Consider the following 13,038-nt stretch of genomic DNA (forward strand, 5'->3'; position numbering starts at 1 on the left):
GCGGGGGTTCGGACTCCTGCGGCTACTTGCCGATGCAGAACCGGGAGAAGATGACGCCCAGCAGATCGTCCGATCCGAAGGCGCCGGTGATTTCGTTCAGGGCATTTTGCGCCAGCCGCAGTTCCTCGGCCATGAGGTCCAGCGTCCGCCCATCGGCCAGGTGCATCCCCACGGCGTCGAGGTGTTCCTGCACACGGCCCAGCGCCTGCACGTGACGCGCGCGTGCCAGGTAGACACCCTCCGGCAGCGACTGCCAGCCCGCGACCTGCAGCAGCGCAGCGCGCAGCGCGGCCAGGCCGTCGCCGGTCTTGGCGGACAGGTGCAGTCCCTCGGGCAAGGCGCCTTCGCCGGCGGCGTCGCGCTTGTTCCAGACCTGCAGCACGGGCACGCCGACGGGCAGGCGCCGCGCGATCTCGGCGTCGGCCTGCTGCGCGGCCGGATCATCCCGGCGCAGCAGGTCGTGCAGGAACAGAACGGCATCGGCTTTCTCGATGGCGCTCCAGGCGCGCTCGATGCCGATGCGCTCGACCGGGTCGTCGCTGTCGCGCAGGCCTGCGGTGTCCACCACATGCAGGGGCACGCCCTCGATCTGGATCGCCTGCTCGACCTTGTCGCGCGTGGTGCCGGCGATCGGCGTGACGATGGCCAGCTCGGCACCGGCCAGCGCGTTGAGCAGCGAGGACTTGCCGGCGTTCGGTTGGCCCGCGATCACCACCGTGATGCCCTCGCGCAGCAGCGCGCCCTGTCGCGTGCGCGCCAGCACGGCCTTGAGCTGCTGCTGCAGGCCAGCGAGCTGGCCCTGGGCATCGGCCTTGCGCAGGAAGTCGATGTCTTCCTCGGGAAAGTCCAGCGTCGCCTCGACCAGCATGCGCAGGTGGATCAGGCGCTCGCGCAGCGCGTCGATCTGCCCGGAGAACTCGCCCGCCAGCGAGCGGCTGGCGCTGCGCGCGGCGGCCTCGGTGCTGGCGTCGATGAGGTCGGCCACGGCCTCGGCCTGGGCCAGGTCGAGCTTGTCGTTGAGGAAGGCGCGCTGCGTGAACTCGCCGGGCTCGGCCGCGCGCAAACCGATGCCGGCACCGGCCTGCAGGCAGCGCGCCAGCAGCAGCTGCATGACCACCGGGCCGCCATGGGCCTGCAGTTCCAGTACCTCTTCGCCGGTGTAGCTGTGCGGCGCAGGGAAGTGCAGCGCCAGGCCCTGGTCGATGGCGCGGCCATCGGCGTCGCGGAACGGCAGGTACGTGGCCTCGCGCGCTTTCAGCACCCGGCCGCACACGGCGGCCACCAGCGGCGCCAGGTCGCGGCCCGAGGCACGCACGATGCCGACCGCGCCACGGCCGGGTGCGGTGGCGATGGCAACGATGGGGTCGCGGGGCGAGGCGGTCATGGGGTCTGGAATGTACAAAAGACAAGGGCCGCTTGCGCGGCCCTTGGCGGACTTCATCTGCCGGCTTACCGGAACTTCGGCAGGTTGAACTGCGGCGGCACGCCCATGCGGGTGTTGATGATCCACTGCTGCACGATGGACAGGATGTTGTTCGTGATCCAGTACAGCACCAGGCCGGACGGGAAGAAGAAGAACATCACCGAGAACGCCAGCGGCATGAACCACATCAGCTTGGCCTGCATCGGGTCCGGCGGGGCCGGGTTCAGCGCGGTCTGCAGCATGGTGGTCATGGTCATGATCACGGGCAGCAGGTACCACGGGTCGGGTGCCGAGAGGTCCTTGATCCAGCCCACCCAGGGCGCGCCGCGCATCTCCACGCTGGACAGCAGCACCCAGTACAGCGCGATGAACACGGGGATCTGGATCATGATGGGCAGGCAGCCACCCAGCGGATTGATCTTCTCCTCCTTGTACATCTTCATCATGGCCTGCTGCATTTCCTGCGGCTTGTCCTTCAGGCGCTCGCGCATCTCCTGGATGCGCGGGTTGACCGCCTTCATCTTGGCCATGCTCGCGTAGGCCTTGGCGTTGAGCCAATAGAACATGATCTTCAGCAGCACCACCAGGGCGACGATGGACCAGCCCCAGTTCTGGATCACGCTGTGCAGCTTGTCCAGCAACCAGTACAGCGGCTTGGCCAGGATGGTCAGCCAGCCGTAGTCCTTGACCAGCTCCAGCCCCGGCGCCAGCGCCTCCAGCATCTTCTCTTCCTGCGGGCCGACGAACAGGCGCGACTCGGCCGCTAGGCTGCTGCCCGGCGCCACGGCCGGCAGCGTGCTGATCATGCCCACCGCGTACAGGTTGTTGGAGACCTTGCGCGCGAAGATGTCGCGCTGGATGCCGTCGCCCAGCAGCCAGGCGCTCGCGAAGTAGTGCTGCACCATGGCCACGTAGCCGTTGGTGGCCTGCTTCTCGAACTTGGCGTCGTTCTTCTCGATGTCCTTGAACTCGACCTTCTGGTACTTCTTGGCCTCGGTGTAGACCGCAGGGCCCGTGAAGGTGGAATAGAAGCTCGATTCGCCGGCCAGCTTGTTGCCGTCGCGCACCAGCTGCAGGTACAGCTGCGGCGTGATGGGCGCGCTGCCCGCGTTGACGACCTCGTGCTTGACGCCGATGGCATACGAGCCGCGGGTCAACGTGTAGGTCTTGACCAGCTTCACGCCACCGCTCTCGGGCGACTCGAAGCGCACTTCCAGCGTGTTGCTGCCGTCGGCCAGCTGGCGCGGGCCGGGCACGGCCGTCATCACCGTGGTGTGGTTGGGCAGGCCGGCCGCGCCGATCAGGCCGGTCTGGGCCAGGTAGACACGCTCGGCACTCTCGTCCAGCAGCACGAAGTGGCGGCTGGGGTCGTGCAGGTCGACGTTCTTGAGCAACTCCGCGCGCACCAGCGAGCCGCCGGCCGTGTCGAAGCTGAGCTTGAGCACGTCGGTGCTGACCTCCACGCGTTCACGCGCGGCGGCCGGCGCGGCGGGCGTACCGGGCGTGGCCGGCACCTGGCCGGCGCCCGCCGGTGCCGCGGTGGCGACGGCCGTGGGCACCGCGCTGGCGGTTGCGGTCTCGGACGCAGCCGCCGTGGCCGAGGCCGCGCCGCCGGGTGCTGAGGCGGCCGGTGCGGTGGCCGTGGGCGTGGGGAAGAATGTGGCCTGGCGACCGTTGTGGATCTGCCACTTGTCCCACAGCATCACCAGGGAGAAACCAAGGATCACCCACAGGATGGTTCGGCGGATATCGTTCATGGAAGGCTAGTCGGAGGAAGACGGGAACAGCCGCCGGCCGAAAAGGCGGGGCCGCTGCGCGGGCACCGGGTCATGTCCGCCATCGCACCAGGGATGGCAGCGCGCGAGCCGGCGCAGTGTAAGGTAGCTGCCCATTCCCGCACCGTGCTGCTCCAGCGCGCCGATGGCGTACGTGGAGCAGGTGGGCTCGAACCGGCAGGACGAGCCCAGCCAGGGGCTCAGCAGCAGCTTGTAGCCGCGCACCAGCGCGATGAGCGCGCCGCGCATCACACGGCAGCCCTGCGCACTAGCTGCTCGAGCTCGCTGCGCACCGCCTGCTTGAGCTGCACGGAGGTGGCGCTGATGAACTGCTTGCGGTCGAAACCGCTGCGCAGCCGCACCACGTGCACGGCAGCGGGCAGGGCATCCGCATGCTCGCCGCAGACCGCATAGATCTGGCGGCGGATGGCGTTGCGCGTGACGGCGCGGCGCGCCCAGCGCTTGGGCAGCACGGCGCCGATCCAGCAGTCGTCGACGGGGAACAGCGGACGCGCGACAGCCTGCTCGTCCACGAGGGGAGCAGGCAGCGCGATGCGGTGCAGGGCGAAGTGGGCTGTCCGCGAGACGGTGGTGCCGGCCATCACGGCCTGGAACTGCGCGCGCGTCTTGAGTCGCTGCACAGAGGCACCGAGAAAGTGGAGACAGCCATGGGGCGGGCCGACGCGAGGAAGGCCGCCCGCAAGGAACTCAGACAGCCAGGCGCTTGCGGCCCTTGGCGCGGCGCGCGTTGATGACGGCGCGGCCACCGCGGGTCTTCATGCGGGCCAGGAAACCGTGGACGCGGGCGCGGCGGATCTTGGAGGGTTGGTAGGTGCGTTTCATGTCACTTCCTTGGAAATCAGTTTCGGCGGGCAACACCTCTGCATTGCCCGCATGCGGACCACAGGTTCGGTGCCGAAACCAGGCTGCCACCGACGCACACACGGCGATGACCGGCCCATCCGCACCCGCGGCACCATGCAGTTGGCGAAAATCGCCAGGCAGGGCCAAACCTCGGGGAACCCGCGATTATCGCCAAAATTCGCGCGGGGACAAGCTTTTCCGCATCCGGCGCTTGCCGGCGCCGTTCCGTCTCGGCCACGCGACATGCCCCCTCCAGCTTGTGGACAACTACCCGCACACCTAGAATGCCGGGTGCTTCAAAAAAACATTTATCCACAGGAGCTGGGCGGCGCATGATCGAGGGGAACCACGCCAGCGGTGCCGCCGGCGACAGCCTGTGGCAGGCCTGCATCGACCAGCTTGCCCAGGAACTTCCAGAGCAGCAGTTCAACACCTGGATCAAGCCCTTGACGGCCCAGGTGACGGGTGATTTCAGCAAGGTCACGGTGTTCGTGGCCAACCGCTTCAAGCTCGACTGGATCCGTGCGCAATACAGTGGCCGCATCACGCAGATGCTGGAGAACCTGTACGGCCAGCCCATCCAGCTCGAGTTAGCTCTCACTCCGCGGGAAGCCGTTGCCAGGCTTACGCCTTTGCAGTTGGCGCGCGAGATCAGCGCGCAGTCCGAACCGGTCGACCTGGGCGAGGAAATCTCGCCCGGCCCGCCCAAGAACCGCCTCAATTCGGCCCTCACGTTCTCCACCCTGGTGGAGGGCACGGCCAACCGCATGGCGCGCGCCGCAGCCATGCATGTGGCCGGCTCGCCGGGGCAGCTCTACAACCCGTTGTTCATCTACGGCGGCGTCGGCCTGGGCAAGACCCACCTGATGCACGCCGTGGGCAACCGGCTGCTCGAAGAAAAGCCCGGCGCCAAAGTTCTCTACATCCATGCGGAGCAATTCGTCTCGGATGTGGTCAAGTCCTACCAGCGCAAGACCTTCGACGAGTTCAAAGAGCGCTACCACTCGCTCGACCTGCTGCTGATCGACGACGTCCAGTTCTTCGCCAACAAGGACCGCACGCAGGAGGAGTTCTTCAACGCCTTCGAGGCCCTGTTGGCCAAGAAGAGCCACATCGTGATGACGTCCGACACCTACCCCAAGGGTCTGCCGGACATCCACGAGCGCCTGGTCTCGCGCTTCGACTCCGGCCTCACGGTGGCCATCGAGCCGCCCGAGCTGGAGATGCGCGTCGCCATCCTGATCAACAAGTCGATCTCCGAAGGCACCGAGATGCCCGAGGAAGTGGCCTTCTTCGTCGCCAAGAACGTGCGCTCCAACGTGCGCGAGCTCGAAGGCGCACTGCGCAAGATCCTGGCGTACTCGCGTTTCAACCAGAAGGAGATCTCGATCCAGCTGGCGCGCGAGGCGCTGCGCGACCTGCTGTCGATCCAGAACCGTCAGATCAGCGTCGAGAACATCCAGAAGACGGTGGCCGACTACTACAAGATCAAGGTCGCCGACATGTACAGCAAGAAGCGCCCGGCCAGCATCGCGCGGCCGCGGCAGATCGCGATGTACCTGGCCAAGGAACTCACGCAGAAGAGCCTGCCCGAGATCGGCGAGTTGTTCGGTGGCCGCGACCACACCACCGTGCTGCACGCCGTGCGCAAGATCGGCGGTGAACGCCAGCAACTGGCCGAGCTGAACCAGCAACTGCACGTGCTGGAACAGACGCTGAAGGGATGAGGCGGGCCCGCCCGTCCGCGGGGCCCGCATGCGTTACGGCCCGCGCGCAGATGTCACTGCGGATTCGGGCGAAAATGCGAAGCTTTTGCGCCAGCTCCACAAGAAATTCATCGAGAGGTTGACATGATCGTTCTGAAGACAGCCCAAAGCACCTTGCTTGCGGTGCTGCAATCGGTGTCGGGCATCGTGGAGCGGCGCCACACGCTGCCCATCCTGGCCAACGTGATGCTGCGCAAGAACGGCAACCAGGTCCAGCTGACCACCAGCGACCTGGAGATCCAGATCCGCACCACGGCCGAACTGGGTGGCGACGAAGGCGGCTTCACCACCACGGTGGGCGCCCGCAAGCTGATCGACATCCTGCGCACCATGCCGGCCGACCAGACCGTGTCGCTGGAATCCAGCCAGAGCAAGCTGCTGCTCAAGGGCGGCAAGAGCCGCTTCACGCTGCAGACGCTGCCGGCCGAAGACTTTCCGCTGGTGCAGGAATCGGCCGAATTCGGCCCTGCTTTCAGCGTGCCGCAGAAGACCCTCAAGGAGCTGCTGGGCCAGGTCGCTTTCGCGATGGCCGTGCACGACATCCGCTACTACCTCAACGGCATCCTGTTCGTGGCCGAAGGCAAGCAGCTGAGCCTGGTGGCCACCGACGGCCACCGTCTGGCCTTCGCCTCCGCCACGCTCGAGGTGGAAGTGCCCAAGCAGGAGGTGATCCTGCCGCGCAAGACCGTGCTGGAGCTGCAGCGCCTGCTGTCCGACGCGGGCGGCGACGAGGCCCCGCAGATCGAGCTGCAGTTCGCCAACAACCAGGCGCGCTTCCGCTTCGGCGGCATGGAGTTCGTCACCAAGCTGGTCGAGGGCAAGTTCCCCGACTACAACCGCGTGATCCCCAAGAACCACAAGAACGCGATCACGCTGGGCCGCCAGGCGCTGCTGGCCAGCCTGCAGCGCACCGCCATCCTGACCAGCGAGAAGTTCAAGGGCGTGCGCCTGAACCTGGACCCCGGCACGCTGCGCGTGGCCTCCAGCAACGCCGAGCAGGAAGAAGCCCAGGACGAGCTGGACATCGATTACGGCGGCGACAGCATCGAGATCGGCTTCAACGTCACCTACCTGATCGACGCGCTGGCCAACATGCAGCAGGACATGGTCAAGATCGAACTGTCCGACGGCAACAGCTCCGCGCTGCTCACCATCCCCGAGAACACCAGCTTCAAGTACGTCGTGATGCCGATGCGCATCTAGCAGCACCTGTTGCTGCCGCGGCCCGCGTCGTGACGCGGGTTCGCTTTTTCCGAGTTTGTAGAAAGTACGCCATGACCGACGAAAGCCTGCCCGTTCCGCCGCAATCCAACGCTCCGGAGCCGCAACGCATCGACGCCCACCAGGCCGGTGCCAGCGAGGGCTACGGCGAAGGTGCCATCCAGATCCTCGAAGGCCTGGAGGCCGTGCGCAAGCGCCCCGGCATGTACATCGGCGACACGTCCGATGGCACCGGCCTGCACCACCTGGTGTTCGAGGTGGTCGACAACTCCATCGACGAAGCCCTGGCTGGCCATTGCGACGAGATCCTCGTCACCATCCACAGCGACAACTCCATCAGCGTCGTCGACAACGGCCGCGGCATCCCCACGGGCGTGAAGATGGACGACAAGCACGAGCCCAAGCGCTCGGCCGCCGAGATCGCGCTGACCGAGCTGCACGCTGGCGGCAAGTTCAACCAGAACAGCTACAAGGTATCGGGTGGCCTGCACGGCGTGGGCGTCTCGTGCGTCAACGCGCTCAGCAAGATGCTGCGCCTCACGGTGCGCCGCGAAGGCAAGGTGCACGTGATGGAGTTCAGCAAGGGCTTCGTGCAGAACCGCATCGTCGAGACCGTGAACGGCGTCGAGATCTCGCCCATGCAGGTGCTGGGCGAGACCGAGAAGCGCGGCACCGAGGTGCACTTCCTGCCCGACACCGAGATCTTCAAGGAGAACAACGACTTCCACTACGAGATCCTCTCGAAGCGGCTGCGCGAGCTCTCCTTCCTGAACAACGGCGTCAACATCAAGCTCAAGGACGAGCGCAGCGGCAAGGAAGACGACTTCTCCGGCGCCGGCGGCGTGCGCGGCTTCGTCGACTTCATCAACAAGGGCAAGACTGTCCTGAACCCCAACGTGTTCCACGCCGAGGGCGAGCGCCCGGCCGAGACCTATGGCGGCATCCCTGGCACGCACATCGGCGTGGAAGTGGCCATGCAGTGGAACAGCGGCTACAACGAGCAGGTGCTCTGCTTCACCAACAACATCCCGCAGCGCGACGGCGGCACCCACCTGACCGGCCTGCGCGCCGCGATGACGCGCGTCATCAACAAGTACATCGAAGAGAACGAGCTGGCCAAGAAGGCCAAGGTCGAAGTCACCGGCGACGACATGCGCGAAGGCTTGTGCTGCGTGCTGAGTGTGAAGGTGCCCGAGCCCAAGTTCTCCAGCCAGACCAAGGACAAGCTCGTCAGCAGCGAAGTGCGTGCGCCGGTGGAAGACATCGTCGGCCGCCTGCTGACCGACTACCTGCAGGAACGCCCCAACGACGCCAAGATCATCTGCGGCAAGATCGTCGAGGCGGCCCGTGCGCGCGAGGCTGCCCGCAAGGCCCGCGAGATGACGCGCCGCAAGGGCGTGCTGGACGGCATGGGCCTGCCCGGCAAGCTGGCCGACTGCCAGGAGAAAGACCCCGCGCTGTGCGAGATCTACATCGTCGAGGGTGACTCCGCCGGCGGCTCCGCCAAGCAGGGCCGTGACCGCAAGTTCCAGGCGATCCTGCCGCTGCGCGGCAAGATCCTGAACGTGGAGAAGGCGCGCTACGAGAAGCTGCTGACCAGCAACGAAATCCTCACGCTGATCACCGCGCTGGGCACCGGCATCGGCAAGGCCGGCGGCACGACGGGCAACGACGACTTCAACGTCGCCAAGCTGCGCTACCACCGCATCATCATCATGACCGACGCCGACGTCGACGGCGCCCACATCCGCACCCTGCTGCTGACCTTCTTCTACCGCCAGATGCCCGAGCTGGTGGAGCGCGGCCACATCTACATCGCGCAGCCACCGCTGTACAAGGTCAAGGCCGGCAAGGAAGAGCTGTACCTGCAGGGCCAGACCGACCTGGACAGCTTCCTGCTGCGCATCGCGCTGGTCAACGCATCGGTGTTCACCGGCGGCGACGCCGGCACCACGCTGGCCGGCGACACGCTGAGCGAGCTGGCCCGCAAGCACCAGGTGGCCGAGGCCGTGATCGCGCGGCTGCGCAACTTCATGGACGCCGAGGCGCTGCGTTCCATCGCCGACGGCGTCGCGCTGAACCTGGACACCGTGGCCGATGCCGAGGCTTCGGCCATCGCGCTGCAGGCCAGCCTGCGCGCGCTGGGCAGCGGCGCCGAAGTGGCCGGCGAATTCGACGTGCGCACCGACAAGCCGGTGCTGCGCATCAGCCGCCGCCACCACGGCAACACCAAGAGCAGCGTGATCACGCAGGACTTCGTGCACGGCGCCGACTACGCCGCCCTGGCCGAAGCCGCCAACACCTTCCGCGGCCTGCTCAGCGAAGGCGCCAAGGTCATGCGCGGCGAAGGCGAACGGCAGAAGGAAGAAAAGGTCGGCGACTTCCGCCAGGCCATGCGCTGGCTGATCGGCGAGGCCGAGCGCGCCACCAGTCGCCAGCGCTACAAGGGTCTCGGCGAGATGAACCCCGAACAGCTGTGGGAGACCACGATGGACCCCGAAGTGCGGCGCCTGCTGAAGGTGCAGATCGACGATGCGATCGAGGCGGACCGGGTGTTCACGATGCTGATGGGCGATGAGGTGGAGCCGCGCAGGGATTTCATCGAAACGAATGCGCTGAGGGCGGGGAATATCGATGTTTAGATTTGTGCGGTCTCACGGCAGTCGCAGCGCTCGGGGGGTTACAAGACGCGACATCCATCCCCCGGTCGATCAGGCAGTCGACGAGTAATCCGAAAGCCACCATTCGGCAAACACGTGACGCCGTGGCCCGCGGGCAGCAGCCGCGCCCTCACGCGCGCCCCGTCTTGCCCCGCTTCTTCTCCTCATAAGACATCGCATCCGCGGCCGCAGCCAGCTGCTCGAACTGCAGCCCCCCTTCCGAACACGCGAACCCCACGGAGGCCCCGACTTTCAACGCCACGCCGTGGAAGTCGATCGGTTCGCCCACAGTGCTGCGCACGCGCGCCGCGATGCCCTCGAGCACCTTGGCGTCGGCCAGGCCGGGCAGCAGGATCACGAACTCGTCGCCACCTGTGCGTGCCACCACGTCACCGTGCCGGGACTGCTGCTGCAGCCGCGCGGCCACGGTGCGCAGCACCTGGTCGCCGGCTGCATGGCCATGGCGGTCGTTCACGGGCTTGAAGTCGTCGAGGTCGAAGCTGATCACCGCCATGGGCCGGCCCACCAGGGCGTGCGCCGCACGGTCCACGGTGCGGCGGTTGGCCAGGCCCGTGAGCGGATCTTTCTCGGCGTCGTCGTGCAGGGCCTTGAGCCGCGATTCGCCCAGGCCCACGAGCCGGCCGGCGTGCACGATGGCACCGACCGTGAACAGCACGAACACCAGGCCGATGGCCGCGCTCCAGCGCTTGACGGACTGGAAGCCCGCCTCCCTGGCCTCGCGCCGGGCGTCGAGCAGGGTGCGCTCTTCGGCGTCCATCGCATCGAGCAGCTTGCGCAGGCGCTGGCTCGCATCGATGTTCACGCGCGCGGCCAGCGAGGCCTGCAGCGCGGCGGCGCCGTCGCGCTGCGCGATCACGCCGGAACTGCGGTACCAGCCCACGATCTCGCGGGCTTCGGCGTGGACCTCGTGCGCGCGGGCGGCCTGGCCGGGGTTGTCTTCGACCAGGCCTTGCAGGCGCTCGGTGGCGTCCTGCGATTCGAACGACGACCAGGCCAGGCTTTCGAGGAACTCGGGCCGGGGCGAGATGGCGTAGTTGCGCAGCGCCAGCCCGCCCAGCATGACGGTGGTGCGCACGCGGTCGATCTCGCCCTGCACCTCGTGCGTGTGGTCCACCCAGGCATCGGCGTTGCGGAAGTCGGCGATGTTGTGCCACAGCAGCGCGCCCAGCCCGAGCAGCAGGGCCAGGGCCGCGGCCTGCGACACCTGCAGCACGCGGGCGATGCGGTGCAGGGTTCCGAAGTGCGGGGTGCCGGTGGCTGCGGTCATGGGTGGCGCTGTCTCCTTTCCTGGCCTGCACGCTCGGGGCGGCAGGGTGCCTGCTGTTTGTTGTCGGCCGCATGCTAAGCCACTGCGCGGGGCCGGGGCAACGAGGGCATGCCACGGGTCGCGCGCGGGCGGGTAGAGTAGCCGCGCTGCAGACATCCCCTCATCCACTTCAGGAGCCTTCCATGCCCAAAGCCTATTGGATCTCGACCTACCGTTCGGTCAACAACCCCGACAAGCTGGCCGCCTACGCCCAGTTGGCCGGCCCTGCCATCACCGCCGGCGGCGGGCGCTTTCTGGCGCGTGGCCTGCCCGCCAAGGTGTACGAGGCCGGCCTCGAGCAGCGCACGGTGCTGATCGAGTTCGACAGCGTGGCCCAGGCGGTTGCCACGCACGACAGCGCGGCCTACGGCGCGGCGCTGGATGCACTGGGCGACGGCGCCGAGCGCGAGATCCGCATCGTCGAAGGCGCTTGACGCGCACCTGACCTGCGTGGGCCTGGCCGGCCCGCGCACAGGGGGCCTGCACGGGCGGCGCTGACTGCCGCACAACACGCAAGTCCCCGACAATCCAGGGCATGACACCGACCGCCTCTGCCGACTTCGAACAGATGTTCGAGTGGGCCCCGATCTCGCTCTGGCTCGAAGACTTCAGCGCGCTCAAGGACTTGTTCGCCAGCTGGCGCGCCGAGGGTGTGACCGACCTGGAAGCGCACCTGCGCGCCGACCCCGCGCGCATGCAGCAGTGCGCGGCCGGCCTGCGCATCCTGCAGGTCAACCGGCAGACGCTGATGCTGTTCGGCGCGGCCAGCCTGGAGGAACTGCAGCAGCGCCTGCCCGACGTGTTCCGCGGCGACATGCTCACGACCATGCTGCCCGAGATGCTGTCGCTGTGGAACGGACGGCTCGACTACACGAACCAGACCGTCAACTACGCGCTGGACGGCCGGCGCATCGACGTGGCGATCCGCGTGCGCGTGCTGCAGGGCCACGAAGACCGCTGGGACCGCGTGCTGGTCTCGCTGGAAGACACCACGCAGGCCGTGCAGACGCGCCAGCAGCTGGCGGCCAGCGAAAGCCATGCGCGCGGCCTGTTCCACTACTCGCCCGTGTCGCTGTGGGTGGAAGACTTCAGCGGCGTGAAGCGGCTCATCGACGAGGTGCGCGCGCAGGGCATCCAGGACTTCCGCGTGTTCCTCTCCGTGCACCCGGAGTTCGTGAGCCGCTGCATGGAGGAGATCCGCGTGCTGGAGGTCAACCGCCAGACGCTGACCATGTTCGGCGCGGCCACGCAGGACGAGCTGCTGGGCAACCTGGGCGCGGTGTTCCGCGACGAGATGCACGACACCTTCGCCGAGCAGCTGATCGACCTGTGGAGCGGCAAGACCGAGCAGACGCGCGAGGTCATCAACTACGGCCTGGGTGGCGCGCTGATCAACATCCACATGCAGTTTGCGGTGCTGCCTGGCCATGAGGCCGACTGGAGCCTGGTGCTGGTCTCGCTGGTGGACATCACGGCGCGCAAGAAGGCCGAGGCCTACCTCGAGTACCTGGGCAAGCACGACTCGCTGACCCGGCTGCGCAACCGCGCCTTCTACGTCGAGGAGCTCAACCGCATCTCGCGCAAGGGGCCGTGGCCCCTGGGCATCCTGGCCATGGACCTGAACGGGCTCAAGCGCATCAACGACAGCGATGGCCATGTAGCCGGCGATGCCTTGCTGCGCCGCGCGGGCGAGGTACTGTCCAGCGCCACGGCGGGGCAGCCCTGGTGCATGGCGCGCATCGGCGGTGACGAGTTCGTGGCGCTGATGCCGGGCGCGGACGAGCGCGTGGCGCTGGAGCTCAAGGGCCGCATCGAATCGATGACCGAGCTGAACAACCAGTTCTACCCGGGCCATGCGCTGAGCCTGTCGATCGGCGTGTCCAGCGCGCAGCGGGCCTCGGAGGTCGAGGACGCGCTGCACACGGCCGACCAGGCCATGTTCGACGCCAAGGAGCGCTACTACAAGGAAGGCCGCCACGAGCGGCGCCGCACGGCGGGCTGA

The 13,038-nt window shown here is 67.3% G+C and carries 11 protein-coding genes; 5 read left to right on the plus strand and 6 right to left on the minus strand.

Going from position 1 to position 13,038, the window contains the following annotated elements:
• Positions 1-22 precede the first annotated feature (22 nt).
• From mnmE to rpmH, 5 genes are all read right to left on the minus strand, one after another.
• On the minus strand, positions 23-1,384 hold the full coding sequence (gene mnmE / locus ASF44_RS02565) for a tRNA uridine-5-carboxymethylaminomethyl(34) synthesis GTPase MnmE (RefSeq protein ID WP_056897579.1): 1,362 nt from the start codon (positions 1,382-1,384) through the stop codon (positions 23-25).
• Positions 1,385-1,449: 65 nt separating this feature from the next.
• Positions 1,450-3,180: a membrane protein insertase YidC gene (gene yidC / locus ASF44_RS02570; RefSeq protein ID WP_056897580.1), complete on the minus strand. Its 1,731-nt coding sequence runs from the start codon at positions 3,178-3,180 to the stop codon at positions 1,450-1,452.
• A 6-nt stretch (positions 3,181-3,186) separates the two neighbouring features.
• Positions 3,187-3,447 (minus strand): membrane protein insertion efficiency factor YidD, encoded by a 261-nt coding sequence (gene yidD, locus ASF44_RS02575; protein ID WP_369820888.1) that lies wholly within the window; start codon positions 3,445-3,447, stop codon positions 3,187-3,189.
• Positions 3,447-3,839: a ribonuclease P protein component gene (locus ASF44_RS02580; RefSeq protein ID WP_056897582.1), complete on the minus strand. Its 393-nt coding sequence runs from the start codon at positions 3,837-3,839 to the stop codon at positions 3,447-3,449. The genes yidD and ASF44_RS02580 overlap by 1 nt, the downstream gene beginning before the upstream one ends.
• Positions 3,840-3,906: 67 nt before the next feature.
• A complete protein-coding gene (gene rpmH, locus ASF44_RS02585) occupies positions 3,907-4,041 on the minus strand; it encodes a 50S ribosomal protein L34 (protein WP_056665202.1) in 135 nt (44 codons plus the stop codon).
• 353 nt (positions 4,042-4,394) lie between these two features.
• On the opposite strand from rpmH, the gene dnaA reads away from it, so the two are divergent.
• From dnaA to gyrB, 3 genes are all read left to right on the plus strand, one after another.
• Entirely contained in the window at positions 4,395-5,789 is a 1,395-nt protein-coding gene (gene dnaA / locus ASF44_RS02590) for a chromosomal replication initiator protein DnaA (protein WP_056897583.1), read from the plus strand.
• Positions 5,790-5,912: 123 nt separating this feature from the next.
• Complete coding sequence (dnaN, locus tag ASF44_RS02595) at positions 5,913-7,031, plus strand: DNA polymerase III subunit beta (RefSeq protein WP_056897584.1); 1,119 nt, start codon at positions 5,913-5,915, stop codon at positions 7,029-7,031.
• A 71-nt stretch (positions 7,032-7,102) separates the two neighbouring features.
• Entirely contained in the window at positions 7,103-9,691 is a 2,589-nt protein-coding gene (gene gyrB / locus ASF44_RS02600; protein WP_056897585.1) for a DNA topoisomerase (ATP-hydrolyzing) subunit B, read from the plus strand.
• Positions 9,692-9,839: 148 nt separating this feature from the next.
• Here the strand turns inward: gyrB and ASF44_RS32720 are convergent, their stop codons facing one another.
• Positions 9,840-10,997 (minus strand): diguanylate cyclase, encoded by a 1,158-nt coding sequence (locus tag ASF44_RS32720; RefSeq protein ID WP_056897586.1) that lies wholly within the window; start codon positions 10,995-10,997, stop codon positions 9,840-9,842.
• Between the two features lie 182 nt (positions 10,998-11,179).
• Between ASF44_RS32720 and ASF44_RS02610 the strand changes: the two genes are divergently transcribed.
• On the plus strand, positions 11,180-11,470 hold the full coding sequence (locus ASF44_RS02610; protein ID WP_056897587.1) for a DUF1330 domain-containing protein: 291 nt from the start codon (positions 11,180-11,182) through the stop codon (positions 11,468-11,470).
• Between the two features lie 101 nt (positions 11,471-11,571).
• Entirely contained in the window at positions 11,572-13,038 is a 1,467-nt protein-coding gene (locus ASF44_RS02615) for a sensor domain-containing diguanylate cyclase (protein ID WP_056897588.1), read from the plus strand.

Origin of the sequence: Pseudorhodoferax sp. Leaf274 (assembly GCF_001422445.1) — a bacterium.
GTDB lineage: Bacteria > Pseudomonadota > Gammaproteobacteria > Burkholderiales > Burkholderiaceae_C > Pseudorhodoferax.